General features: G+C 73.1%; 20 protein-coding genes. 14 read left to right on the top strand and 6 right to left on the bottom strand.

What is annotated here, in order from left to right; genetic code table 11:
• Window positions 1-379 precede the first annotated feature (379 nt).
• The 3 genes from CRV15_RS18810 to CRV15_RS18800 all read right to left on the bottom strand — a co-directional run bounded on the left by CRV15_RS18810 (window position 380) and on the right by CRV15_RS18800 (window position 4,811).
• Window positions 380-2,065, bottom strand: a complete 1,686-nt coding sequence (locus CRV15_RS18810; RefSeq protein WP_003960566.1) for a thiamine pyrophosphate-binding protein — start codon at window positions 2,063-2,065, stop codon at window positions 380-382.
• A gap of 103 nt (window positions 2,066-2,168) precedes the next feature.
• Entirely contained in the window at window positions 2,169-3,131 is a 963-nt protein-coding gene (gene speB / locus CRV15_RS18805; protein WP_003960567.1) for an agmatinase, read from the bottom strand.
• A gap of 60 nt (window positions 3,132-3,191) precedes the next feature.
• Window positions 3,192-4,811 carry a sodium:solute symporter family protein gene (locus tag CRV15_RS18800; RefSeq protein ID WP_009996252.1) on the bottom strand — a complete coding sequence of 540 codons (1,620 nt, stop codon included), beginning with the start codon at window positions 4,809-4,811 and terminating at the stop codon, window positions 3,192-3,194.
• 147 nt (window positions 4,812-4,958) lie between these two features.
• Between CRV15_RS18800 and CRV15_RS18795 the strand changes: the two genes are divergently transcribed.
• From CRV15_RS18795 to CRV15_RS18785, 3 genes are all read left to right on the top strand, one after another.
• Window positions 4,959-6,455: a PucR family transcriptional regulator gene (locus tag CRV15_RS18795; protein ID WP_003960569.1), complete on the top strand. Its 1,497-nt coding sequence runs from the start codon at window positions 4,959-4,961 to the stop codon at window positions 6,453-6,455.
• An 806-nt stretch (window positions 6,456-7,261) separates the two neighbouring features.
• Window positions 7,262-8,419, top strand: coding sequence for an acyl-CoA dehydrogenase family protein (locus tag CRV15_RS18790; RefSeq protein WP_009996255.1), 1,158 nt, complete (start codon window positions 7,262-7,264; stop codon window positions 8,417-8,419).
• A gap of 14 nt (window positions 8,420-8,433) precedes the next feature.
• Window positions 8,434-9,306 carry an acyl-CoA thioesterase gene (locus tag CRV15_RS18785; protein WP_003960571.1) on the top strand — a complete coding sequence of 291 codons (873 nt, stop codon included), beginning with the start codon at window positions 8,434-8,436 and terminating at the stop codon, window positions 9,304-9,306.
• Window positions 9,307-9,469: 163 nt separating this feature from the next.
• On the opposite strand, the gene CRV15_RS18780 is transcribed toward CRV15_RS18785, so the two are convergent.
• The 3 genes from CRV15_RS18780 to CRV15_RS18770 form a co-directional block, all read right to left on the bottom strand.
• Window positions 9,470-10,657 (bottom strand): cytochrome P450, encoded by a 1,188-nt coding sequence (locus CRV15_RS18780; RefSeq protein ID WP_003958194.1) that lies wholly within the window; start codon window positions 10,655-10,657, stop codon window positions 9,470-9,472.
• 194 nt (window positions 10,658-10,851) lie between these two features.
• The gene (locus CRV15_RS18775) at window positions 10,852-11,631 is read right to left on the bottom strand and encodes a phosphatase (RefSeq protein ID WP_009996258.1); all 780 of its coding nucleotides are present in this window, start codon (window positions 11,629-11,631) and stop codon (window positions 10,852-10,854) included.
• Window positions 11,632-11,749: 118 nt separating this feature from the next.
• Entirely contained in the window at window positions 11,750-12,361 is a 612-nt protein-coding gene (locus tag CRV15_RS18770) for an SACE_7040 family transcriptional regulator (protein WP_003958192.1), read from the bottom strand.
• Window positions 12,362-12,453: 92 nt separating this feature from the next.
• On the opposite strand from CRV15_RS18770, the gene CRV15_RS18765 reads away from it, so the two are divergent.
• From CRV15_RS18765 to CRV15_RS18715, 11 genes are all read left to right on the top strand, one after another.
• Window positions 12,454-14,070, top strand: coding sequence for a carboxyl transferase domain-containing protein (locus CRV15_RS18765; RefSeq protein WP_003958191.1), 1,617 nt, complete (start codon window positions 12,454-12,456; stop codon window positions 14,068-14,070).
• Between the two features lie 64 nt (window positions 14,071-14,134).
• Complete coding sequence (locus tag CRV15_RS18760; protein ID WP_003958190.1) at window positions 14,135-16,087, top strand: ATP-binding protein; 1,953 nt, start codon at window positions 14,135-14,137, stop codon at window positions 16,085-16,087.
• Entirely contained in the window at window positions 16,080-17,057 is a 978-nt protein-coding gene (locus CRV15_RS18755) for a hydroxymethylglutaryl-CoA lyase (protein WP_003958189.1), read from the top strand. Before CRV15_RS18760 ends, CRV15_RS18755 begins: the two co-directional genes overlap by 8 nt.
• A gap of 6 nt (window positions 17,058-17,063) precedes the next feature.
• Entirely contained in the window at window positions 17,064-18,230 is a 1,167-nt protein-coding gene (locus CRV15_RS18750) for an acyl-CoA dehydrogenase family protein (protein ID WP_003960572.1), read from the top strand.
• Window positions 18,231-18,461: 231 nt separating this feature from the next.
• Window positions 18,462-19,331: a siderophore-interacting protein gene (locus CRV15_RS18745; RefSeq protein WP_003958187.1), complete on the top strand. Its 870-nt coding sequence runs from the start codon at window positions 18,462-18,464 to the stop codon at window positions 19,329-19,331.
• A gap of 347 nt (window positions 19,332-19,678) precedes the next feature.
• Entirely contained in the window at window positions 19,679-21,121 is a 1,443-nt protein-coding gene (locus CRV15_RS18740) for a pyridoxal phosphate-dependent decarboxylase family protein (RefSeq protein ID WP_003958186.1), read from the top strand.
• Window positions 21,108-22,379, top strand: a complete 1,272-nt coding sequence (locus CRV15_RS18735) for a lysine N(6)-hydroxylase/L-ornithine N(5)-oxygenase family protein (RefSeq protein ID WP_003958185.1) — start codon at window positions 21,108-21,110, stop codon at window positions 22,377-22,379. Before CRV15_RS18740 ends, CRV15_RS18735 begins: the two co-directional genes overlap by 14 nt.
• Window positions 22,376-22,930, top strand: a complete 555-nt coding sequence (locus CRV15_RS18730; protein ID WP_003958184.1) for a GNAT family N-acetyltransferase — start codon at window positions 22,376-22,378, stop codon at window positions 22,928-22,930. Before CRV15_RS18735 ends, CRV15_RS18730 begins: the two co-directional genes overlap by 4 nt.
• A 50-nt stretch (window positions 22,931-22,980) precedes the next feature.
• Complete coding sequence (locus CRV15_RS18725; RefSeq protein ID WP_044955890.1) at window positions 22,981-24,801, top strand: IucA/IucC family protein; 1,821 nt, start codon at window positions 22,981-22,983, stop codon at window positions 24,799-24,801.
• Between the two features lie 142 nt (window positions 24,802-24,943).
• Window positions 24,944-25,831, top strand: a complete 888-nt coding sequence (locus CRV15_RS18720) for a DUF4429 domain-containing protein (protein ID WP_003958182.1) — start codon at window positions 24,944-24,946, stop codon at window positions 25,829-25,831.
• Window positions 25,832-25,926: 95 nt separating this feature from the next.
• Window positions 25,927-26,214, top strand: a complete 288-nt coding sequence (locus CRV15_RS18715) for a hypothetical protein (RefSeq protein WP_003958181.1) — start codon at window positions 25,927-25,929, stop codon at window positions 26,212-26,214.
• Window positions 26,215-26,278 lie beyond the last annotated feature (64 nt).

The following is a 26,278-nucleotide window of genomic DNA, read 5'->3' as shown; positions in this document are numbered from 1 at the left end:
CGGGCCCGCCCGTGTTCCTCCGGGCCGCCGGGGGCGCGTCTCGCGGCGGGGACGGGCCGGAGGAGCGGCTGCTCCCACGGGACGCGCGGGTCGCGGCCGGCGCCGGAGGCTCCCGCCTCCCGCCGTCCTGCGTCTCCCGCCGTCCCGCGCCGCCGGACATCCGTCCGCCCGTGTCCCGGGGCCCGCTGTCGGCGGCGCCGGAGGGCGGGCGCGGGTCCAGCCGCGGCTCCGGGCCCTGCCACCGCCGCCGGGCAGCGCGGTTCCGGGCGGCCGTCGGGGCCTCGGCCACGCCCGGCGGCCCGGCCGCGCGGCCCGCGGCGGGCCGGAACCGCCGAGCCGCCCCGCTGGTCGCCGCTCTCCAGCGGGGCGCCTGTTCCCGTTACGGCAGATGCGTCGGCTCGAACATCCGCAACAGTGCCGGGAGGACCACCACCGACGGGCCGGGCGCGGCCAGGGCCGCGGTGAGGTCGGCGGTCAGGTCCTCCGGGGTGGTGCGGACGGCCGGGACGCCGAAGGACTCGGCGAGGGCGACGAAGTCCGGGCGGGCCAGTTCGGTGCCGGTGGCCGCGCCGAAGGCGTCCGTCATGTACTCGCGGAGGATGCCGTAGCCGCCGTCGTCGACGATGAGCCAGGTGACGGAGGCGTCGTACTGGCGGGCGGTGGCCAGTTCGGCGATGGAGTACATCGCTCCCCCGTCGCCGGAGACGGCGAGCACGGGGCGGCCCGGGTCGGCCGCCGCCGCGCCGAGGGCGGCGGGGTAGGCGTAGCCGAGGCCGCCCGCGCCCTGCGCGGAGTGCATGGTGCCCGGGTGGCGGGGGTCGAACGCGGACCAGGCCCAGTAGGCCAGGATCGTCATGTCCCAGAAGCTGGGCGCCTCGTCGGGCAGGGCCGCGCGGACGGAGTCGAGGATCGACCGCTCCAGGGTGCGGCCCTGCGCGTCGATCCGTTCGCGCACCCGGTGAAGGACCGTCCGCACCCGTTCCGGGGCCTGCTCGTCGGGGCGTTCGGGCACGGTCTCCAGCAGGGCGGAGAGGGCGAGCCTGGCGTCCGCGTGGATGCCGATCCCGGCGTGGTTGGACTCCAGCTTCCCGGCGTCGGCCTCGATCTGGATCACCCGGCCGCGCGGGGCGAAGGTGTGGTAGTTCGAGGAGAGTTCGCCGAGCCCCGAGCCCACCACCAGGAGGACGTCCGCGTCCTCCAGGAAGTCGGTGGTGTGCCGGTCCTCCAGCCAGGACTGGAGGGAGAGGGGGTGCTCCCAGGGGAAGGCGCCCTTGCCGCCGAAGGTGGTGACGACGGGCGCGGCGATCCGCTCGGCGAGCGCGAGCAGCTTGCCGGAGGCGTCGGAGCGGACGACTCCGCCGCCCGCGATGATCGCCGGGCGTTCGGCGGTCGCCAGCAGATGGGCGGCGAGCGCGGTGAGTTCGACGCGCGGGACGAGGTCTTCGGGGGTGGCGTCGACGGCGGTGACGACGGGCAGCACCGTCCCGGCGAGCAGGACGTCCTGCGGGATCTCCACCCAGACCGGCCCGTGGGGCGCGCTGAGCGCGGAGCGCCAGGCGTCGGCGATCGCGGACGGGATCTGGGAGGCGGTCCGCGCGGTGTGCACGGACTTGACGATGTCCCGGAAGGACGCCTGCTGGTCGCGGAGTTCATGGAGATAGCCGCGGCGGCGGCCGCCGAGCCCGGCGGACGGGATCTGGCTGCCGATGGCGAGCACGGGCGCGGAGGCGGCGGCGGCCTCCTGGAGCGCGGCGAGCGACATCAGCGCGCCGGGCCCGGTGGACAGCAGCAGCGGGGCGGCCTCGCCGGTGATCCGGCCGTACGCGTCGGCGGCGAAGCCCGCGTTGTTCTCGACCCGCAGCCCCACATACGTCAGCGAGGAGCGGCGCAGCGCGTCGAACATGCCGAGGGCGTGCTGTCCGGGGAGGCCGAAGACGGTGGTGGCGCCGAGGCCCTGAAGGGTCTCGACGACGAGGTCGCCGCCGGTGCGCCCGGCGGGCGGGTTCAGCGCGGCCTCCGTCTGGGCGGCGGTGGGGCGCAGGACGAGGTCGTGGTCGTGGGTCATGGGGTCCCTCTGGGCATGCGTCGTGAGGCGGGTGCGGCCCGGTGGCCGGGGGTGTGCCCGTCCGTTCCGCGGCGCGGAAGGACCGGTCGTACCCCCGGCGGCGTCAGCGGCTCGCCGCGATCTGGCGGGACATGATGGTGGTCAGCTCGTACGCGGTGTGGGACGCGGCCACGGCGGTGATCTCGGCGTGGTCGTAGGCGGGGGCGACCTCGACGACGTCGGCGGAGACCAGGTTGCAGGAGGCGAGGCCGCGCAGGATCTCCAGGAGTTCGCGGGAGGTCATGCCGCCGGCCTCGGGGGTGCCGGTGCCGGGGGCGTGCGCCGGGTCGAGGCAGTCGATGTCGATGGAGATGTACAGGGGCCGGTCCCCGATGCGCTGCCGGAGCTGGTCGGCGACCTCGTCGGCGCCGCGCCGGTAGATGTCGGCGGAGGTGACGATGCCGAAGCCCATCTTCTCGTCGTCGGTGAGGTCCTGCTTGCCGTAGAGGGGGCCCCGGGTGCCGACGTGGGAGAGGGCGGAGGTGTCGAGGATGCCCTCCTCGACGGCCCGGCGGAAGGGGGTGCCGTGGGTGTACTCGGCGCCGAAGTAGGTGTCCCAGGTGTCGAGGTGGGCGTCGAAGTGGAGCAGCGCCACGGGGCCGTGCTTCTTGGCGACGGAGCGCAGCAGCGGCAGCGCGATGGTGTGGTCGCCGCCGAGGGTCATCATCCGGGCGCCGGTGGCGAGCAGGTCGTCGGCGGCGGCCTCGATGGTCTCGACGGCCTCGTCGATGTTGAACGGGTTGGCCGCGATGTCGCCCGCGTCGGCGACCTGGGCCAGCGCGAAGGGGGAGGCGTCCTGCGCGGGGTTGTACGGGCGCAGCAGCCGGGACGCCTCGCGGATGGCGTTGCCGCCGAAGCGGGCGCCGGGCCGGTAGGAGACACCCGCGTCGAAGGGGACGCCGACGACGGCGACATCGGCGGTGCCGACCTCGTCGAGCCGGGGCAGCCGGGCGAACGTGGCGGGTCCGGCGTACCGGGGAATCCGGGAGGAGTCGACCGGGCCGCGCGGCTGCTCGTTGCTGCTCATGGGGGATGCCTTCTTTCCTGCGGTGGGCCGCGGTGTCGCGGTTCGGGACTCTGGAACGGGTCAGGGCGCCGGGTGGGCGTCCCGTCCGTCCAGGGCCGGGGCGGTGGCGGGGGTGCCCGCCGGGGTGTTCCGGTCCGTCGCGGCCCCGTCCGTCGCGGCCCGGTCCGGAGTGCTTCCGTCCGTCGCGGTCCCGTCCGGAACGTTCCCGTCCGAAGCGTTCTCGTCCGGGGTGCCGCGACCGGCGAGCCGCTCCTGCCAGTGGGCGAGGACGGCGGCGTCGGTCGGCCGGGTGAGCAGGCTGACGGCGATGTAGACCACGAGCGAGGAGAGCAGTCCGTAGTAGACGGGCTCGTTGGCGAGGATGCCGTACGCGGCCATGAGGCCGATCACCGCGAGCCCGCCGACGGCGACGGCGGCGAGGGCCCCCTGAACCGTACCCCGCCGCCACAGCAGTCCGCCGAGGATGGGGACGAGGAGTCCACCGACGAGCAGGTTGTACGCCACGGTCAGGGCCTCGACGACATCGTTGAGCGCGATGGCGATGAGGATGACGGCCACGCCCATGGCGAGGATGAACAGCCGGTTGCCCTTGACCTCGTCGTGGTCCTCGTCGTGGGCCCGCGCGGCGGCGGTGCCGCCCCGGGCGGCGAGGGTGGCGCGCAGCCGGGACCAGATGTCGTGGTTGGCGACGGTGGCGCAGGCGATGAGGGCGCCGGAGGAGGTGGACATCACGGCGGCGAGGGCGGCGGCCAGCACCAGGCCCCGGACGCCCATGGGCAGCTCGTCCTTGACGATCAGCGCGAAGGCGTCGTCGGGGTTGTCCAGCTTGGGGTAGAGCACCTTGGCCGCCGTGCCGATCATCGCTCCGGCGACACCGTAGACGAGGCAGTAGACACCGGCGGCGGTGCCGCCCCAGCGGGCCGTGCGGTCGCTGCGGGCGGTGAAGACCCGCTGCCAGATGTCCTGCCCGATGAGCATGCCGAAGGTGTAGATCAGCACATAGGTGAAGATCGTCTCGCCGCCGATGCCGAGCGGGGCGAAGTACTCGGTCGGCAGCTCCGCCTTCATCTCGCTGAAGCCGCCCGCCTTGACGACCGCGACCGGCAGCAGGATCAGCAGCACACCGATGGTCTTGACGACGAACTGCACCATGTCGGTGAGGGTGATCGACCACATGCCGCCGAGGGTGGAGTAGGCGACGACGATCGCGCCGCCGAGGACGATCGAGACGGTCCGGTTCACATCGAAGAGGACGTCGAAGATCGTGGCGTAGGCGATGGTGGAGGTGACGGCGAGCATCAGGGTGTACGCCCACATCACGACGCCGGAGATCACCCCGGCCCGGCCGCCGTAGCGCAGGTCGAGCATCTCGGAGACGGTGTAGACCTTCAGCCGGGCGATCCGCGCGGAGAAGAGGATCGAGAGGGCGAGCAGCCCGAGGCCGATGGTGACGACCATCCAGCCGCCGGAGAGGCCGTACTTGTAGCCGAGGCCGACGCCGCCGATGGTGGAGGCGCCGCCGAGGACGATGGCGGCCATGGTGCCGGAGTACATCCAGGGGCCGAGCCGGCGGCCCGCGACCAGGAATTCGCTCTTCGAGCGGGCGCGCCGCATGCCCCACCAGCCCATGCCGAGCATGCCGGCCAGATAGACGGCGATCACCGCGTAGTCGACTGCCATCGGCGCTCCTCCCACCTCGTTCCGGGGCGGCGGGTCTCCTCCCGGTATCCGGGGCCCGTTCCCTGGCCCCTGACGGTAGGTGGCCGGAAAGCAACGCTGAAGTGTACGTTTCATCCATTGTTCGCCTCCTCGCTGGATGGACTGTCCATGGCGGAAACCACGGCACCCCCACCCACCCCGGCCGTCCCGCTGGCCGCGCTGCTGGCCCAGGGGGAGCTGGGGCTCCGGCAGATCGCGGGGCCGGAGCGGTCCGACGCGGTGGTGCACTGGGTGCACACCTCGGAGATGGCCGATCCCTATCCCTATCTCCTCGGCGGGGAGCTGCTGCTGAGCGCCGGGGTGCTGCTGGAGGACCCGGACACCTATGTGGCGCGCAGCGTGGCGGCGGGGGCGGCGGCGCTGGGCTTCGGGGTGACGCCGGTGTACGACACGGTCCCGGCGGGGCTGGTCGAGGCGTGCGACCGGCACGGGCTGCCGCTGCTGGAGGTGCCGCCATCGACCACGTTCACGGCGGTGGCCCGCGCGGTGTGGCGGCTGCTGGCGGAGGCCCGGCACCGGGAGCTGCGCCGGGTGAGCCGGGCCCAGCAGGGCCTGGCGACGGCGGCGGCGCGCCCCGACCCCGTACCGTCGGTTCTCGGCCAACTGGCGAGTCGACTGGGGGGACGGGCGGTGCTGCTCGCCGCCGACGGCCGGGAGCTGGCGGCGGCCGGACGACCGCCGTCGGCCGGGGCGCTGCGGGCGCTGGAGCGGCTGGTCCGGGTGGTGCGGGGCGCCGCGCCGACGGGCGCCGGGGGCCCGGGGGGCGCCCTGGACGCAGGCGACCCGGGGAGCGCCGGAACCGCGCCCTCCACCGCCAGTGACACCGCCGACGGGGTCCATCTGGCCGCGTACGCGATCGGCGGCGGCCGAGGGCTCACCCTGGGGCTGGCCACGCCCGCGCGCGAGCCCGGGGACCACACCGTCGCCGGGGTCGCCGTCGTCCTGCTCTCCCTGCTCACCGCCCCGCACCAGGGCGCCGACAGCGGGCGGCGCGGCTCCGCGCTGGTGCGGCTGCTGCTCGGGGCCGATCCCGCCGGGGTCGCCGCCCGGCTCGGCGGCGGGCGCTGGACGGTGGTCCGGGCCAGGGGCGGCGGACAGCGGCCGTTCGCGGCCTCGGCGCTGGGGGCGGCGCTCGGCAGCGCCCTGGTGGACCCCGTGGACGAACGGACCGTCCGCGTCCTGATCCCGTCCGACGCCGTGCCCGCGCCCCAGCCGGGCTGGGTGCTGGGGGTGAGCGGCCCGGTGCCCCCGGCGGAGCTGGCCACGGCGGACGCCCAGGCCGAACGGGCGCTGCGGCGCGCCCAGGAAAGCGGCCGGGAGCTGGTGCGGCACCGGGGCAGCGCGCTGAGCGAACTGCTCACCCCCGAGGAGGCCGCCGCCCACGCCCGGCTGCGGCTGGCCCCGCTCGCGGGCTCCCCCGCGCTGGTGGAGACCCTGCGCGCCTGGCTGGCGGCGCACGGCGGCTGGGACCGTACGGCCGGGGAGCTGGGGGTCCACCGCAACACCGTCCGGCAGCGGATCGCGCGCTGCGCAGCGCTGCTCGGGGAGGACCTGGACGACCCCGACGTCCGGATGGAGCTGTGGTTCGCCCTGCGCTCCCGCTGAGAACCCGATTCGCCCTGCGCTCCCGCCGAGGACCCGAATCGGGCACTCGCCCACACCCCTGTGCGGGTCAGCGCCCCACCCCGCCCCGCCCTGATCCGGCACGCCCGGCGAGTGGGCCGAAGGGGCGCGTGGCCGCCGAAAGCGGAGAGCGCCCCCGCCCCTTGGGCTGGACGTCTGCCTCCGCCCTGCGGCAAGTGAGCCGAAGGGGTGCCGCAGGCGCCGGGAACGGGGAGCGCGGGCCCTGTGCTTTTGGGCTGGGCGTCTGTCTTCGCCCCACGGCGAGTGGGCCGAAGGGATGCCGCAGGCGCCGAGAGCGAAGAACGCGCCCCCGCCTCTCTGGGCCGAGCGATGGCCCCCGCCCCGCGGCGGGTGAGCCGCAGAGGTGCCGCAGGTGCCGAAAGCGAAGAGCGTGCCCCCGCCTCTTTGGGCCGGGCGTTTGCCTCGGCCCGGGGCGAGTGAGCCGAAGGGGTGCCGCGGGTGCCGAAAGCGGAGAGCGCGCGCAGGCCGTGAGGAACGAGCGGCCGAGCACGGTCGACCGTCGGCGCACGCTCCAGCACCCCCGGAGGCGAACCGAGCCACAAAGAAAAGGGGGGTGTGACGTACCGGGCTCCGCCTGCTCTGGACAGCGTTCTACACCAGCCGGTAACTTCGAACGGAGTAGCCTGAGCAAGCGCTTAGCCATGCCCGGTCCGTGCGGACGCGCAGACGCACAGGGGTGCCACGCCCGGGCTCGTCCCGTCCCGTCCGTCTGTCAGCAGTCAGCAGTCAGCAGTCCGTACCCAGGATCGACCCCCAGGGAGGCGTCCGTGCGCCGCAGTGTTTACTCCGAGGACCACGAGGCGTTCCGGGAGACCCTCCGGGCCTTCATCGAGGCCGAGGTCGTCCCCGTCCACGACGAGTGGTACGCGGCGGGCCAGACGCCCCGCGACTTCTACCACAAGCTCGGCGAGCTGGGGATCTTCGGCATCGAGGTGCCGGAGGAGTACGGCGGTGCGGGCGAGCACTCGTTCAAGTACCAGGCCGTCCTCACGGAGGAGGTCGCCCGCGCCGGCGTCTCCTTCGGCGGCTCCGGGGTCCATGTCGCGCTGTGTCTGCCGTATCTGATGGCCTACGCCACCGAGGACCAGAAGAAGCGCTGGCTGCCCGATTTCGTCAGCGGCGCCTCGATGTACGCGATCGCCATGACGGAGCCCGGCACCGGCTCGGACCTGGCGGGCATGAAGACCACGGCGAAGCGCTCCGAGGACGGCACCCACTACGTCCTCAACGGCGCCAAGACCTTCATCACCGGCGGCGTCCACGCCGACAAGGTGATCGTCTGCGCCCGGACCGCCGCGCCCACCCCCGAGGACCGCCGCCACGGCATCTCCCTCTTCGTGGTGGACACCGGCCTTGAGGGGTACGCGGTCGGCCGCAAGCTGGACAAGCTGGGGCTGCGGACGTCCGACACCGCCGAACTGTCCTTCACCGATGTGCGGGTGTCCGCCGGGGATCTGCTCGGCGAGGAGCACAAGGGCTTCTCCTACCTCGGCCAGAACCTGCCGCAGGAGCGGCTGGCGATCGCCGTCGGCGCGTACGCGCAGGCGTCCGCCGCGATCCGGTTCACCCAGGAGTACGTGCGCGACCGCACGGTCTTCGGCCAGTCGGTGGCCTCGTTCCAGAACACCAAGTTCGAACTGGCCTCCTGCAAGGCCGAGGTCGACGCCGCCGAGGCGGTCGTGGACCGGGCGCTGGACGCCCATGACGCGGGCGAGCTGACGGCGGCGGAGGCGGCCTCCGCGAAGCTGTTCTGCACCGAGGTCGCCCACCGGGTCATCGACCGCTGTCTCCAGCTCCACGGCGGCTACGGCTATATGAACGAGTACCCGATCGCCCGGCTCTACGCCGACAACCGCGTCAACCGCATCTACGGCGGGACCAGCGAGGTCATGAAGTCGATCATCGCCAAGTCCATGGGCCTGTAGGGCGCGGCACCGCGATGGGTCCGGCACTCGACGGGCTGCTCGCCCTGCTCGACCTGGAGCAGATCGAGCGGGACATCTTCCGGGGGCGCTCCCGCGCCTCGGTCACCGGCCGGGTCTTCGGCGGCCAGGTCGCCGCCCAGGCGCTGGCGGCGGCGGGCCGCACGGTGCCCGGCGACCGCCCGGCGCACTCGCTGCACGCGTACTTCCTGCGCCCCGGCGACGCCGCCGCGCCCGTCGTCTACACCGTCGACCGCATCCGGGACGGGCGCTCCTTCACCAGCCGCCGGGTGGTGGCCGTCCAGCACGGGGAGCCCGTCTTCCATCTCTCGGCCTCCTTCCAGGTGCCGGAGGAGGGGTTGGAGCACCGGACGGGGATGCCGGACGCGCCCGACCCCGAGTCGCTGCCGACGGCCGCCGAGACCCTTCCCGCGTTCGCGGCGGACTTCGTCCGGCCGGGGGTGGTGGAGCGGCTGCTCCGCTCCCGGGAGGCCGTCGATCTGCGCTATGTGAACCCCCCGCCGTACGGGGCCGTCGGCACCCCCCGCCCGCCCCGCTCCCAGGTCTGGTTCCGCGCCCACGGGGAGCTGCCGGACACCCCGCTCCTCCACGCCTGCCTGGTCACCTATGTCTCCGACATGACCCTGCTCGACCCGGTCCTGCTGGCCCACGGCCGGGGCGGCTGGGCGGTGGGCGACGTGGTGGGCGCCTCCCTGGACCACGCGATGTGGTTCCACCGCCCGCTCCGCGCGGACGAGTGGCTGCTGTACGACCAGGAGTCCCCCGCCTCCGCGGGCGGCCGGGGCCTCGCCCAGGGCCGTGTCTGGACCCGCGACGGCGAACTGGCGGTCTCCGTCGTCCAGGAGGGCGTGATCCGCGTCCCCCGCTGAACCGGCCCGCGTCCGCCCGGCGCGAACCGCCCCGCGTCCTCCACCCCGCACGAACCGGCCCGGGGCCCGTCCCCGGGCAGCGGACGGTCCCCCGGCGGCCGGTGCTCCGCCGGGGGACGGCTTTTCACCGGGTGGCCCGGTCAGGCGGGGCCACCCGGTCGCCTCACCAGGTCACCCGCAGCTCCGCGAGACCGGCCACCAGCCGGTCGCCGCGCCAGGCGAGGGCGGTGAGGTCGGTGTCGACGGGGCGGAGGCCGGGGAAGCGGCGGTTGAGGGTGCCGATCGCCACCTCCAGTTCGATCCGGGCGAGGGCGGCGCCGAGGCAGGAGTGGGGGCCGTGGCCCAGACCGAGATGGCCGGTGTTCGCACGGCGGATGTCGAACCGGTGCGGGTCGGCGAAGCGGGCCGGGTCCCGGTTGGCGGCGTGCGGCAGCGGCATGACCGCCTCGCCCGCGCGGATCGTCACCCCGCCCAGCTCCAGCTCGCCCCGGGCGACCATCATGCTGAAGAAGAGCCCCATCGGCTGATGGCGCAGGATCTCCTCGACCGTGCCCCGCAGCAGCCCCCGATCCGCCCGCACCGCCGCGAGCTGCTCCGGGTGCTGGAACAGCCGCCACATGCCCGCGCCGATCGCGCTGACCGTCGTCTCGAAACCGGCGATGAGAACGGACTGCGCCAGGAGGTTCACCTCCTCGTCGCTGAGCCGGTCGCCGCCCTCCTGCGCCGTCAGCCAGCCGCTGAGCAGGTCGTCGCCCGGCCGGGCGCGGCGCTCCGCGATCAGCCCGTCCAGGTACGCGCGCATCGCGGCATGGGCGTCGTCGACCTCCTGCTCCGTGATGCCGAACAGCGTCACGATCCGGTCGGACCAGCGGACGAAGTCCTCCCGGTCCCGCTCGGGCACCGCGAACAGCTCCATGATCACGGCGATCGGCAGCGGCTGCGCCAGGGCGCCGAGGAGGTCGGCGGGCGGGCCGGACTCCTCCATCGCGTCGAGGCAGCCGTCGGTCAGCTCCTGCACCCGCCGCCGCAGCCCCTCGACCCGGCGCGGGGTGAACGGCCGGGCGGCCAGCCTCCGCAGCTCGCCGTGGGCCGCCCCGTCGTTCTGGAGGGTGCGCACGTCCCAGCGGGACGTGCCCATCGCCCCGCCCGTTCCGGCGCGGGGCCCGTGCTTGCCCACGTCCCGGGAGAGCAGGGGGTGCGCGAGCGCGATCCGTACCTCGTCGTATCCGCTCACCAGCCAGACGGTGTCACCGCTGGGCAGACGCACCTGGGCCACCGGCTCCTCGGGCAGTGGGACCGGGTCGCCCGTGAAGGCGGCGGAGGGATAGTCGGACACAGTGATCTGCTGCATGGGACCTCCTCGATTCTCTGCCCGCAGCCACGGGCCCGGAGCTCTCCCGGTTCACAGACCGGGAGATTGTTCACATACACGAACACCATCGGGAACGGGGACGGCCCGCCCCGGAGCGGTCCCGCCGCGTTCCGCAGCAGCCCACCGGCGCCCCACAGCAGCCCGGCCGTGTCCCGGCACGGCTCCGCCGGGCCTCAGAGCAGTCCCGCCGCGTCCAGCAGATACGCCGTCATCGGCTCGTAGAACCTCGGATCGGTCACATGGTCGTCCAGCGGCACCGTCACCTGGACGGTCCCCTCGGCCTCGCCGATGAAGAGCGCCGGGTCGTTGGAGTCGGCGTACCCCACCGCGTCCAGCCCGCGCTGCCCCGCGCAGCCCGCCCAGCCGTGATCGGCGACGACCAGGTGGGGCAGGGGCCGGCCGGCGCGCTCCAGCGCGTCGAGCACGGCGGCCATCGGGGCCGGGGAGTGGGTGTGCCAGAGGGTGGCGCCCCGCTCCAGCACGGCCACATCGCCGAACTGGAAGACCATCGCCTCGTCGGCGACGACGCCGCCGGGAGTCCGGACGATCTCGCAGCCCGCCGCGCGCAGGGCGTCCGCCGTCGCCCGGTGGACGTCGAGCAGCCCGCCGGGGTGCCCGGTGGCGAGCAGGACCCGCTCCCGCCCCTCGGCGGCCTTGCGGAGCCGCTGGGCCATCCGCTCCAGCGCGGCCACCGTCAGTTCGGGGTCGATGGTGTCCTGGCCGACGCGGTGCCCGGGGTCGTCGTTCACCCCGCAGCGCTCGGCCATCACGGCCAGGACGTCCTGCTCGTCGCTCCAGCGGTCGCCCAGCTCCAGGCCCAGCCAGTAGTGGCGGTTGCCGTTGGCCAGCTCGCGGTAGTGGGCGAGGTTGTTGTCGCGCGGGGTGGCGATGTCTCCGGCGATACGGGTGCGGACGAGATGGTCGATCAGGGCTGCACGGCTCGGTATCGGCATGGGGCCCATTGTGCCGTCACGGCCACGGACCGTGCCGCCGTTCCGCCTCAGCCCCCGCCCCGGCCCCGTCTCAGCCCCCGTCTCAGCCCCCTGTCCAGGCCCCCGCCTCGGCCCCGTCTCAGCCCCCGTTCCGCGCCAGCGACGCGAACGCCCCGTGCGCCAGCCTCCGCAGCAGTTCCTCCGTCGCGGCCCGCGCCGCCGCCGCGTCGGCGCCGTCCTCCCCCGTCCCCAGGTGCGGGGTGGAGTTCAGCAGCCCGAAGACCGCGTGCACGGCCGCCCGCGCCTCGGTCTCCGGGACCTCGGGGTGCACCCGCCGCACCGCCGTCACCCACAGCTCCGCGTACTGCCGCTGGAGCTGCCGCACCCGCTTGCGGTCGCTCTCCCGCAGCCGGTCCAGCTCCCGGTCGTGCAGGGTGATCAGCGGCCGGTCGTCCAGCGCGAAGTCGATGTGCCCGTCGATCAGCGAGGCGAGCAGCGCGGCCGGGTCGGCGGCCGACTCCTCCACCCGCAGCCTGCCGCCGCTGAGCAGCCGGTCGCTGATCCCCACCAGCAGCTCCGCCAGCATCGCGTCCTTGCCCGCGAAGTGCCGGTAGAGCCCGGGTCCGCTGATCCCGACGGCGGCCCCTATCTCGTCGACGCCGACCCCGTGGAATCCACGCTCGGCGAAGAGCCGGGCAGCCGCCTTGAGGATCTGTTCGCGTCGTGTGGGCGCGTCCGTCCTGGTGCTCATGGAATCCGATTCTAGACAAGCCTGTTAGCGATCGTTAACCTGAAGAGGCGCGTTAACGCTCATTAACAGGAGTGACCCACAGGAGTGACACGATGCAGCAGGCACCCGTGCTCACCAGCGCGGCGGACCCCGCGTCCCCGGCCTGGCGGGCCCATGAGGCCGCCCACCGGGAGCTGGCCGAAACCCTGCGCCGCAAGCTGGCCCGGGCCCGGCTCGGCGGCGGCGAGAAGGCCCGCGCCCGCCACACCGCCCGGGGCAAGCTCCTCCCCCGCGACCGGGTGGACGCCCTGCTCGACCCCGGCTCCCCCTTCCTGGAGCTGGCCCCGCTCGCCGCCGACGGGATGTACGAGGACCAGGCCCCGGCCGCCGGGGTGATCGCGGGCATCGGCCGGGTCAGCGGGCGCGAGACGGTGATCGTCGCCAATGACGCCACCGTCAAGGGCGGCACCTACTATCCGATGACGGTGAAGAAGCACCTCCGCGCCCAGGAGATCGCGCTGGAGAACCGTCTCCCCTGTCTCTATCTCGTCGACTCCGGCGGGGCCTTCCTGCCGATGCAGGACGAGGTCTTCCCCGACCGGGACCACTTCGGACGGATCTTCTACCACCAGGCCCGGCTCTCCGCCGCCGGTATCCCGCAGATCGCGGCCGTCCTCGGCTCCTGCACGGCGGGCGGCGCCTACGTCCCCGCGATGAGCGACGAGGCCGTGATCGTCCGCGGCCAGGGGACGATCTTCCTGGGCGGCCCGCCCCTGGTGAAGGCCGCGACCGGTGAGGTCGTCACCGCCGAGGAGCTGGGCGGCGGCGAGGTGCACTCCCGGGTCTCCGGCGTCACCGACCATCTCGCCGAGAACGACGCGCACGCGCTGCGGATCGTCCGGAACATCGTCGCCACCCTCCCCGCGCGCGGCCCGCTCCCGTGGACCGTGGAGCGGGCCGAGGAGCCGAAGGCCGACCCGGCGGGGCTGTACGGGGCGGTGCCGGTCGACTCCCGCACCCCCTACGACGCCCGCGAGATCATCGCGCGGATCACCGACGGCTCCCGATTCCAGGAGTTCAAGGCCGAGTTCGGGCAGACCCTGGTCACCGGCTTCGCCCGGCTGCACGGCCACCCCGTCGGGATCGTCGCCAACAACGGCATCCTGTTCGCCGAGTCCGCCCAGAAGGGCGCGCACTTCATCGAGGTGTGCGACCAGCGCGGCATCCCGCTGATCTTCCTCCAGAACATCTCCGGCTTCATGGTCGGCCGGGCCTACGAGGCGGGCGGCATCGCCAAGCACGGCGCCAAGATGGTCACCGCCGTCGCCTGCGCCCGGGTGCCCAAGCTGACCGTCGTCGTCGGCGGCTCCTACGGCGCGGGCAACTACTCCATGTGCGGCCGGGCCTACTCCCCCCGGTTCCTGTGGATGTGGCCCAACGCCAAGATCTCCGTCATGGGCGGTGAGCAGGCCGCCTCCGTCCTCGCCACCGTCAAACGGGACCAGATCGAGGCGCGCGGCGAGGAGTGGCCCGCCGAGGACGAGGAGGCGTTCAAGGCGCCCGTCCGCGAGCAGTACGCACGGCAGGGCAGCGCCTGGTACGCCACCGCCCGGCTCTGGGACGACGGGGTGATCGACCCGCTGGAGACCCGCCAGGTCCTGGGGCTGGCCCTGACCGCCTGTGCCAACGCCCCCCTGGGTGAACCCCGGTTCGGCGTCTTCCGGATGTGAGGGGCGTGAGGGGCGTGAAGGACATGAGTGATGTGAGAGGTGTGAGCGGTGTGAGGGGAGCGCCATGACGATGTTCGACACGGTCCTGGTGGCCAACCGGGGCGAGATCGCCGTCCGGGTCATCCGCACCCTGCGGGCCCTCGGGATTCGCTCGGTCGCCGTCCACAGCGACGCGGACGCCGGGGCCCGGCATGTCCGCGAGGCCGACACCGCCGTACGGATCGGCCCGCCGCCCGCCGCCGACAGCTATCTGCGCACCGATCGGATTCTCGCCGCCGCCGCCCGCACCGGCGCGCGGGCGGTCCACCCCGGCTACGGCTTCCTCGCGGAGAACGCCGCCTTCGCGCGCGCCTGCGAGGAGGCGGGACTCGTCTTCATCGGGCCGCCCGCCGGAGCCATCGCGCTGATGGGCGACAAGATCCGCGCCAAGGAGACCGTCCGCGCGGCCGGGGTCCCGGTCGTCCCCGGCTCCTCGGGCAGCGGTCTGAGCGACGCGGAACTCGCCGACGCGGCCCGGGAGACCGGGATGCCGGTGCTGCTCAAGCCCTCGGCGGGCGGCGGCGGCAAGGGCATGCGGCTCGTCCGTGACGCCGCCGCGCTCCCCGAGGAGATCGCCGCCGCCCGGCGCGAGGCCCGCGCCTCCTTCGGCGACGACACCCTGCTGGTCGAGCGGTGGATCGACCGCCCCCGCCATATCGAGATCCAGATCCTCGCCGACGGCCACGGGAACGTGGTCCACCTCGGCGAGCGCGAGTGCTCCCTCCAGCGCCGCCATCAGAAGATCGTCGAGGAGGCCCCGAGCGTGCTGCTGACACCGGGGCAGCGCGAACGGATGGGCGCGGCGGCCGTCGACGCGGCCCGCTCCTGCGGCTACCGGGGCGCGGGCACGGTCGAGTTCATCGTCCCCGGCGGCGCCCCGGACGACCACTTCTTCATGGAGATGAACACCCGGCTCCAGGTCGAGCACCCCGTCACCGAGCTGGTCACCGGGCTCGACCTGGTCGCCTGGCAGCTCCGGGTCGCGGCCGGGGAACGGCTCTCCTTCGGCCAGGACGACATCGTCCTGACCGGGCACGCCGTCGAGGCCCGGATCTGCGCCGAGGACCCCGCGCGCGGCTTCCTCCCCTCCGGCGGCACCGTCCTCGCCCTGGCCGAGCCCGGCGGTGAGGGGGTGCGCACCGACTCCGGCCTGAGCGAGGGCACCGAGGTCTCCAGCCTGTACGACCCGATGCTGGCCAAGGTCGTCGCGCACGGCCCCGACCGCGCCACCGCGCTGCGCCGGCTGCGGGCCGCGCTCGCCGGGACCCTCACCCTCGGCGTGCCCACGAACGCGGGCTTCCTGCGCCGTCTCCTCGACCTCCCGGAGGTCGTCTCCGGGGACCTGGACACCGGTCTGGTGGAGCGCGAGGCCGCCGGGCTCGTCCCGAGGGCCGTCCCGGACGAGGTCTACGCGGCGGCCGCCGCGCTCCGGCTGGCCGCGCTCGCCCCCGCGCCCGGCCCGGCGGGGTGGACGGACCCCTTCTCGGTCCCCTCCGGCTGGCGGCTGGGCGGCACCCCCGCGCCGCCCGCCTTCCCGCTGCGGGTCCCGGGCCACGAGCCGGTGACGGTCACCGCGCCCGCCGGGCACACCGTCGGCCCCACGTCGGTGAGCGTCGTCCTGGACGGGGTCACCCACACCTTCGCCCACGCCGGGCAGTGGCTCGGCCGGGACGGCGACTCCTGGCACGTCCAGGACCACGACCCGGTCGCCGCGCTGCTCGGCGGCGCGGCCCGCGCCGGGGCCGACACCCTCGCGGCGCCCATGCCGGGCACGGTCACCGTGGTCAAGGTGGCCGTCGGGGACACCGTCGCCGCCGGGCAGGGCCTGCTGGTGGTGGAGGCGATGAAGATGGAGCACGTCATCTCCGCCCCGCACGCGGGGACCGTGACCGAGCTGGACGTCACCGCCGGGACCACGGTCGCCATGGACCAGGTCCTCGCCGTGGTCACCCCCCGGGAGGAGGCGGCCGATGACTGAGACACCCGAGGAGAGGGCGCCCGCCGCCACGGGCCCCGCCGCGCTGCCGATGCGGGTCCCCGCCCCCGGGCTGCCGTCCCGGGTGCGCATCCACGAGGTCGGCCCCCGCGACGGCCTCCAGAACGAACGGGCCGTGGTCCCCACCGAGGTCAAGGCCGAGTTCGTGCACCGCCTCGCCGCCGCCGGACTCACCACCATCGAGGCGACGAGCCTGGTGCGCCCCGAGTGGGTGCCCCAGCTCGCCGACGCGGAGCGGCTCTATCCGCTGCTCGGCGACCTCACCGGCGTGGAACTCCCCGTCCTTGTCCCGAACGAACGGGGTCTGGACCGGGCCATCGCCCTCGGTGTGCGCCGGATCGCCGTCTTCGGCTCGGCCACCGAGTCCTTCGCCCGCCGCAACCTCAACCGGAGCGTGGACGAGTCGCTGGCCATGTTCGCCCCGGTGGTCGAGCGCGCCCGGGCCGAGGGGATCGCGGTGCGCGGCTATCTGTCGATGTGCTTCGGCGACCCCTGGGAGGGCCCGGTCCCGGCCGGACAGGTGGTCTCCGTCGCGCGCGGGCTGTACGGGCTGGGCTGTACGGAGCTGTCCCTCGGCGACACCATCGGGGTCGCCACCCCGGGCCAGGTGCGCGCCCTGCTGACCGCGCTCGGCGCGGCGGGGGTGCCCCTGTCCGCGCTCGCCGTGCACTTCCACGACACCTACGGCCAGGCGCTGGCCAACACCCTGGCCGCGCTGGAGCACGGCGTCACCACCGTGGACGCGTCGGCGGGCGGCCTGGGCGGCTGCCCGTACGCGAGGAGCGCCACCGGGAACCTCGCCACCGAGGACCTGGTGTGGATGCTCCGGGGCCTCGGCATCGAGACCGGTGTCGACCTGGCCGGGCTCGCCGCCACCAGCGTCTGGCTCGCGGGGCGGCTGGGCCGCCCCAGCCCCTCCCGTACCGTCCGCGCCCTGAACCCCGAGGACTGAATCGCCATGCCACTGGACCACCGGCTCACACCGGAGCACGAGGAACTGCGCCGCACCGTCGAGCAGTTCGCGCACGACGTGGTCGCCCCCGCCATCGGCGACCTCTACGAGCGCCATGAGTTCCCCTACGGCATCGTGGCCGAGATGGGCCGGATGGGGCTGTTCGGACTGCCCTTCCCGGAGGAGTACGGCGGGATGGGCGGCGACTTCCTCGCGCTCGGCATCGCCCTGGAGGAGCTGGCACGGGTGGACTCGTCCGTCGCCATCACCCTGGAGGCCGGGGTCTCGCTCGGCGCGATGCCCCTCTACCGCTTCGGCACGGAGGAGCAGAAGCGGCGGTGGCTGCCGAAGCTCTGCTCGGGCGAGATGCTCGGCGCCTTCGGGCTGACCGAGCCGGAGGGCGGCTCCGACGCGGGCGGTACCCGGACCACCGCCGTGCGCGACGAGGCGGCGGGCGAATGGGTGATCAACGGCTCCAAGTGCTTCATCACCAACGCCGGGACGGACATCACGGGGCTGGTGACCGTCACCGCCGTCACCGGCCGCACCCCCGAGGGCAAGCCGCTGATCTCCTCGATCATCATCCCGTCGGGCACCCCCGGCTTCACCGTGGCCCCCGCGTACTCCAAGGTCGGCTGGAACGCGTCCGACACCCGCGAGCTGGCCTTCGACGGGGTACGGGTACCGCTCGCGAACCTGGTCGGCGAGGAGGGCCGGGGGTACGCGCAGTTCCTGCGCATCCTGGACGAGGGCAGGATCGCCATCTCCGCGCTGGCGACGGGCCTGGCCCAGGGCTGTGTGGACGAGTCGGTGGCGTACGCGAGGCAGCGCCACGCCTTCGGCCGCCCGATCGGCGCCAACCAGTCCATCCAGTTCAAGATCGCCGACATGGAGATGCGGGCGCACATGGCCCGGGTCGGCTGGCGGGACGCGGCCTCCCGGCTGGTGCTGGGCGAGCCCTTCAAGAAGCAGGCGGCGCTGGCGAAGCTGTACTCGTCCACGGTCGCCGTCGACAACGCCCGGGACGCCACCCAGATCCACGGCGGCTACGGCTTCATGAACGAGTACCCCGTGGCCCGGATGTGGCGGGACTCCAAGATCCTGGAGATCGGCGAGGGGACGAGCGAGGTCCAGCGGATGCTGATCGCCCGCGAGTTGGGGCTCACGGGCTGACGGCACGGGGCGGCACCGTCCGGGGCCCGGCGGCACCGGCGGTATCCGCCCCCGGCCCCGGACCGCCTCAGGGGGACGGCCGGGGCCGTCCGCGCACCCGGGGGCGCACCCGGGCGGCGCGGACTCCGTCCCGCCCCCCTATAGAAGATCGAAATGAGGTTAGGCTAACCTATTTCCCATCCTGCTCCACGGGCTCCCGCCGCCCGTATGACAGAAGAAGGTCGCCTGCCCATGTCCACCACGGCCGAGCCCGCGATCCCGTTCCGCTACTTCTCCCTCCAGGTGGACCGGGCCGTGCGGCTCTCCCCCTCCCTGGTGCGCGTCACGTTCCACGGCTTCCCCGGCGACGACGAGCTGAAGGACTTCCACGCGGGCGGCCGGGACCAGTCCCTCTCGCTCTTCCTCCCGCACCCGGGCCAGGACGCGCCGGTGGTCCCGGTGGACCCGGCGGGCTACCGCGCCACCTTCGCCGCCTGGCGGGCGCTCCCCGCCGGCGTCCGGGCGGTCATGCGCTCGTACACCGTGCGCGAGCAGCGCCGCCCCGAGGGCGGGCCCGTCGAGGTGGACATCGACTTCGCGGTGCACGAGGACGGCGGCCCGGCCTGCCGCTGGGCGCTCGCCGCCGCGCCCGGCGACCGGGTGATGGTGCTCGGCCCGACCGCCGCCGACAACGGCTCGGTGCGCTGCCAACCCCCCGCGGACACCGACTGGCTGCTGATGTGGGGCGACGAGACCGCGCTGCCCGCCGTCGGCGGAATCCTCGACTGGCTGCCCGCCGGGACGCGGGCCAGGCTCTGGCTGGAGGTCCCGCACGCCGGTGACCGGCTGGAGTTCGCCACCGCGGGCGAGGTCGAGATCACCTGGCTGGTGCGGGACGAGGGGGCGCCGTCCGCGGTGGACGCGATCGCCGCCGCCGAACTGCCCGGCGGCACTCCGTACACCTGGCTCGCGGGCGAGTCCGGCACCATGAAGGCGCTCCGCCGCCATCTGGTGGGCGAGCGCGGCTTCGACCGCCGCCGGATCACCTTCGTCGGCTACTGGAAGCGCGGGGTGAGCGAGGACGGGCTGCGGGAGCGGCCCGCCACCGACGACGAGGGCTGAGCGGACGGGCCGCGCGAGCGGTCCGCCGACGGCGAGGGCCGCCCCGGGGCACCCGCGGCCCTCCCGTCCGGGCGCCCGGCTCCTCCCGGCCCAAGCGCCCGGGGCCTCCCCACCGCCCCCCCACATCAGCTCGTTCAGCCCCGCCGTCCGGCACGGGCGCTCTCTCCCCATGCCGTCCGACCGCCCCTGACCTGCCCTTCCACCGGCCCGGCCAGGAATTGCCCGACCGGGGACGCCCTCGGGGTGGCATTGGAAATTAGGTTAGGCTAACCTCAGTTGAGGTCGTTCCGCCCCATCCCCCTGTCCGCGGCGGACGGCCTGATCCCCCACACCCAGAAGGGCATCGCATGCGCTCGCAGCTCCTCAACGACGGCACGGCGGAGGTCTACCGGCGCGCCGTGACAGAAGGCGTCGAGCGGGTGGCGAATCGATTCGCCACGACCCGGCGGCCGTTCACCGGCATCACCCCGGAGGAACTCGCGCCCGAGATCTCGGCCGTCGACCTCGACCGGCCCCTCGGCGACACCTCCTCCGCCCTGGACGAGCTGGAACAGATCTATCTGCGGGACGCGGTCTACTTCCACCACCCGCGCTACCTGGCCCACCTCAACTGCCCGGTCGTCATCCCCGCCGTCCTCGGCGAGGCCGTGCTCGCCGCCGTCAACTCCTCGCTGGACACCTGGGACCAGAGCGCGGGCGGCACCCTGATCGAGCGCCGGCTGATCGACTGGACCGCCGGGCGGATCGGCCTCGGCGGCGCCGCCGACGGCGTCTTCACCTCCGGCGGCTCCCAGTCCAACCTCCAGGCGCTGCTGCTCGCCCGTGAGGAGGCCAGGGCCGCCGACCCGGGCAGACTGCGCATCTTCGCCTCCGAGTGCAGCCACTTCAGCGTCCAGAAGTCCGCGAAACTGCTGGGCCTCGGCCCCGACGCCGTCGTCTCGGTCCCCGTCGACCGGGACAAGCGGATGCAGACCGTCCTGCTCGCCGCCGAGCTGGAGCTGTGCGCCCGTGAGGGGCTGGTCCCGATGGCGATCGTCGCCACCGCGGGCACCACCGACTTCGGCTCCATCGACCCGCTGGAGGAGATCGCCGAGCTGGCGGAGCGCCACGGGACCTGGATGCACGTCGACGCCGCCTACGGCTGCGGACTGCTCGCCTCGCCCGCCCGCCGCCACCTCCTGGACGGCATCGAGCGCGCCGACTCCGTCACCGTCGACTACCACAAGTCCTTCTTCCAGCCGGTCAGTTCCTCCGCCCTGCTGGTGCGCGACAGCGCCACCCTGCGGCACGCCACCTACTACGCGGACTACCTCAACCCCCGGCGCACCGTCGAGGAGAAGATCCCCAACCAGGTCGACAAGTCCCTCCAGACCACCCGCCGCTTCGACGCCCTGAAGCTGTGGCTGACCCTGCGGGTGATGGGCGCGGACGGTGTCGGCGGACTCTTCGACGAGGTCTGCGACCTGGCCGCCGAGGGCTGGGAGCTGCTGGCCGCCGACCCCCGTTACGACGTCGTGGTCCGCCCCTCGCTGTCCACCCTGGTCTACCGCTACATCCCCGAGGCCGTCACCGACCCCGCCGAGATCGACCGGGCCAACCTCTACGCCCGCAAGGCGCTCTTCGCCTCCGGCGAGGCCGTGGTGGCCGGGACCAAGGTCGGCGGTCGCCAGTATCTGAAGTTCACCCTCCTCAACCCCGAGACGACGGTCTCCGACATCGCCGCCGTCCTCGATCTGATCGCCGGCCACGCCGAGCAGTACCTGGGAGAGAATCGCCTTGTCAGCGCCTAACGAGCCCTTCGACTTCATCGGTATCGGGCTCGGGCCCTTCAATCTCGGCCTCGCCTGCCTCACCGAGCCCATCGACGAACTGAACGGTGTCTTCCTGGAGTCCAAGCCGGACTTCGAGTGGCACTCGGGCATGTTCCTCGAAGGGGCCCACCTCCAGACCCCGTTCATGTCTGATCTGGTCACCCTCGCCGATCCGACCTCGCCGTACTCCTTCCTCAACTACCTCAAGGACCGGGGACGGCTCTACTCCTTCTACATCCGGGAAAACTTCTACCCGCTGCGGACGGAGTACAACGACTACTGCCGCTGGGCCGCCGCGCAGCTCTCGTCGATCCGCTTCAGCACCACCGTCACCCGGGTGGAGTACGACGAGGCCGCCGAGGTCTACACGGTGCGCACCGAGGCCGGTGAGGTCCTCACCGCCCGCCGGCTCGTGCTCGGCACCGGCACCCCGCCGCACCTCCCCGACGCCTGCCAGGGCCTCGGCGGCGACTTCCTCCACAACTCCCGCTACCTCGACCACAAGCAGGAGCTCCAGCGGAAGAAGTCGATCACCCTGATCGGCAGCGGCCAGAGCGCGGCGGAGATCTACTACGACCTGCTCTCCGAGATCGACGTCCACGGCTACCGGCTCAACTGGGTGACGCGCTCCCCGCGGTTCTTCCCGCTGGAGTACACCAAGCTGACGCTGGAGATGACCTCCCCGGAGTACATCGACTACTTCCACGCCCTGCCGGAGGAGACCCGCTACCGGCTGGAGAGCGGACAGAAGGGCCTCTTCAAGGGCATCGACGGCGATCTCATCGACGCCATCTTCGACCTGCTCTACCAGAAGAACATCGCGGCCCCCGTCCCGACCCGCCTGCTCACCAACTCGGCGCTGACCGGGGCCCGGTACGCGGACGGCGTGTACACCCTCGCGCTGCGCCAGGAGGAGCAGGGCAAGGCGTACGAGATCGAGACCGAGGGCCTGATCCTGGCCACCGGCTACAAGTACGCCGTCCCCGCCTTCCTGGAGCCGGTCCGCGACCGGCTCCGCTGGGACGGGCAGGGCCGCTTCGACGTGGCGCGCAACTATGCGATCGACACCACCGGGCGCGGGGTCTTCCTCCAGAACGCGGGGGTCCACACCCACTCGATCACCTCGCCCGACCTGGGCATGGGGCCCTACCGCAACGCCTACATCATCGGGGAGATGCTGGGCTCGCAGTACTACACCGTCGAGAAGTCCATCGCGTTCCAGGAGTTCGCCGTATGACCGCCCTCGTCGACCGCCTCACGGTACGGCCGCTCGACCCGGCCGCCGACGCGAGGCTGATCCATGGCTGGGTCACCCATCCGAAGGCCGCGTTCTGGATGATGCAGGACGCCCGCCTCCAGGACGTCGAGCGCGAGTACACGGCGATCACCGCCCATGAGCACCACCACGCGTTCGTCGGACTGCTCGACGGGGAGCCCGTCTTCCTGATGGAACGGTACGACCCGCACCATCTGGAGCTGGTCGGCCTGTACGAGCCCGAGCCCGGCGACGTCGGTATGCACTTCCTGGTGGCGCCCAGCGACACCCCCGTCCACGGCTTCACCCGCGCGGTGATCACCGCCGTCATGCGGGAGCTGTTCGCCGATCCCGCGACCCGCCGGGTCGTGGTGGAGCCGGACGTCCGCAACGCGGCCGTGCACGCCCTCAACGCGTATGTCGGGTTCACCGTGGTCGACACGATCGAGAAGCCGGAGAAGGACGCCTCGCTGAGCGTCTGCACCCGGGAGGACTTCGCGCACAGCGAGGCGATACGGGGGGCCGCGCGATGACCGCGTTCAACGGCAGCAACAGCAGCAACGGAACGGACGGAGCGAACGGAATGCAGGGCATGAGCGGCACGAACGCCGCCGAGGCCGTCACCCACCTCACGCCCGAGCTGTGGGAGCGTGCCGGCCGTCAGCTCATCCGCAAGGCGCTGGCCGAGTTCTCCCACGAGCGGCTCCTCACCCCCGAGGCCGTCGCCGACGGGGCGGCCGAGGCGGCCGGGTCCCGCGCGTACCGTGTGCTCAGCGACGACGGGACGGTCGAGTACCGCTTCACCGCCCGCCGCTTCGCCCTCGACCACTGGCAGGTCGACGCCGCCTCCGTCAGCAGGCACCGCGACGGCGCCCCGCTGCCGCTGGACGCGCTGGAGTTCTTCACCGAGCTGCGCACCTCCCTGGGGCTGAGCGAGCAGATCCTCCCGGTCTATCTGGAGGAGATCTCCTCCACCGTCTCCGGGACCGCCTACAAGCTCACCAAGAAGCCGGTGACCTCCGCCGAGCTGGCCCGCTCCGGCTTCCAGGCCATCGAGACCGGGATGACCGAGGGCCACCCCTGCTTCGTCGCCAACAACGGGCGGCTCGGCTTCGGGGTGCACGAGTACCACGCGTACGCCCCCGAGGCGGCGAACCCGATCCGGCTGATCTGGCTGGCGGCCCGGCGCGACCACGCCGCGTTCACCTCGGGCGAGGGCCTCGACTACGACACCCTCGTCGCCCAGGAGCTGAACGAGGCCACCCGCGAGCGCTTCACGGCCCGGCTCACGGCCCTGGAGCTGGACCCGGCCGAGTATCTGCTGCTGCCGGTGCACCCCTGGCAGTGGTGGAACAAACTCTCCATCACCTTCGCCGCCGAGGTGGCCCAGCAGCGCCTGGTCCTGCTCGGCGAGGGCGACGACGACTATCTCGCCCAGCAGTCCATCCGGACCTTCTTCAACACCAGCGCACCGGAGAAGCACTACGTCAAGACCGCGATGTCGGTCCTGAACATGGGCTTCATGCGCGGACTCTCGGCCGCCTACATGAAGGCCACCCCCGCCATCAACGACTGGCTGGCCCAGTTGATCGAGCGGGACGACATCCTCAAGGAGGCCCGTTTCTCGATCATCCGGGAGCGGGCGGCCATCGGCTACCACCACCGCGCGTACGAGGCCGCCACCGACCGCTACTCCCCGTACCGGAAGATGCTCGCCGCGCTCTGGCGGGAGAGCCCGGTGCCCACCCTGGCGGAGGGCGAGCGGCTGGCGACGATGGCCTCGCTGCTCCACACCGACCACGAGGGCGCCTCCTTCGCGGGCGCGCTGATCGACGAGTCGGGGCTGGACGCGGTGGAGTGGCTGCGGCCCTATCTGCACGCCTACCTCACCCCGGTGCTGCACAGCTTCTACGCGTACGACCTCGTCTACATGCCGCACGGGGAGAATGTGATCCTCGTGCTCGGCGCGGACGGCACGGTCAGCCGGGCGATCTTCAAGGACATCGCCGAGGAGATCGCGGTCATGGACCCGAACGCGGTGCTGCCGCCCACCGTGGACCGGATCCGCGTGGAGGTCCCCGAGGACATGAAGCTCCTGTCGATCTTCACGGATGTCTTCGACTGCTTCTTCCGCTTCCTCGCGGCGGCGCTCGTCGGTGAAGGGCGGCTGTCGGAGGAGGAGTTCTGGGGCGCGGTGGCCCAGTGCGTCCGGTCGTACCGGGAGTCCGTACCCCAGTTGGCGGACCGGTTCACCGAGTACGACCTGTTCGCCGAGGAGTTCCGGCTCTCCTGCCTCAACCGGCTCCAGCTCAGGAACAACGCCCAGATGGTGGATCTCGCCGACCCGGCCGGCGCCCTCCAGCTCGTCGGCACCCTCAAGAACCCCCTGGCGGGGCTCGCCTGAGACGGCGGGCGCGCGTGACAACGGTCCCTCACGCGCGCCCGTCCCCCCGCTCCCGGCTGTCCGGTGCTCCGGCCGTCCGGCGTTCCGGCGTTCCGGTGCCGGGAGCATCCCCCATCGGCCGATGGGGTGAAAGAATCACTTCATGGCAGAAATCATCCAGAAGGACGGCACCTGGACCTTCGACGGAGAGACGGTACGCATCGTGCCGGGCTCCGACAAAGGGGTGAGCCTGCTGCGCAAGACGCTCGGCGAGCTGGCCGTGCCGCTGGCTGCCGTCGCCGGGGTGTCGTTCGAGCCGGGGAAGAAGAGAGGGCGGCTGCGGCTGCGGCTGCGCAACGGCGCCGACCCGCTGCTCCAGATCACCGGGAGCAATCTGACCGACGGCTCGGACCCGTACCACCTGACCGTCGAGAACGACCGGACCGGGACCGCCGAGTACTTCGTGGACGCCGTGCGGAACGCGCTGATGCTGGAGCAGATCCCCGCCGACCCGGTGGACCGCTATCTGCTGCGGGGGCCCTCGCTGCCGATCACCGTGGGCGCCGGGGACGGCACGGTCTCCTTCGACGGGGAGCAGATCAGACTTTCGTGGAACTGGAAGACCCAGGAGTCCAAGGCGTCGGGCGGGCCCCGGACGATCCTGGTGGAGGACGTGGAGGCGGTCGAGTGGCTGCCGCCCTCCGGGCTCGACAACGGTTATCTGCGCTTCACCGTGACCCGGTCGGCGACGACCGCCCCGCCGAAGTACGACCCGCACGCCGTGGAGCTGTGGGGCTTCCGCAAGGACCCGCTGATGGCGCTGGTCGCCGCCGCCGTGGTGGCCCGGCTGCCGCATCCGTACGGGAGCGCCAAGGGCACGACGCCGGTCCTGCCCGCCGCCCAGGCCGCCGAGGCGGGCACCGGGGCCGACGCCGCCGATCATGACGTCCTGCTGCGGCGGCTGCGGGAGCTGGGGGAGCTGCACCGCAGCGGTGTGCTCACCGACGATGAGTTCGCCACGGCCAAACAGGCGATCCTCACCCGCCTCTAAGACGGAATCCTGCCCGGAATCGGGCAGAAATCTTGCACAACCCCCGATCCGGCCCGCAGTATCTACGAGTGCTCGAACAACACCGGCCCGGTCGTGTGCCACCCTCGACGCCGCCGACGGCGACGTCGCACGACGACCTCATAGACCATCTGGTCCGCAGTACCGCGCTCCGGCGCGGCGAGGCGGCCCGGGTGGTGCTGGATGTGCTGGCGTACTTCGACGAGCGCACGGAGGACTACGTACGCCGCCGCCACCGGGAGCTCCAGTCCGGCGGCCTGGCGAACGCGGAGATCTTCGAGCGGATCGCGGCCGAGCTGCCGCACCGCGCCGTGGCGCCTCCGGAGCTGTCGCTCCGGCAGTTGCGCCGCATCGTCTACGGCTGAGCCGGGCGGCCGGAAACGGCCCGGACGATCCGGCGGAACGGCGCGGGCCGCCCGGTGCGGCGCG

The organism is Streptomyces clavuligerus (assembly GCF_005519465.1).
GTDB classification, from domain to species: domain Bacteria; phylum Actinomycetota; class Actinomycetes; order Streptomycetales; family Streptomycetaceae; genus Streptomyces; species Streptomyces clavuligerus.
This window is presented reverse-complemented; position numbering and strand designations above follow the sequence as displayed.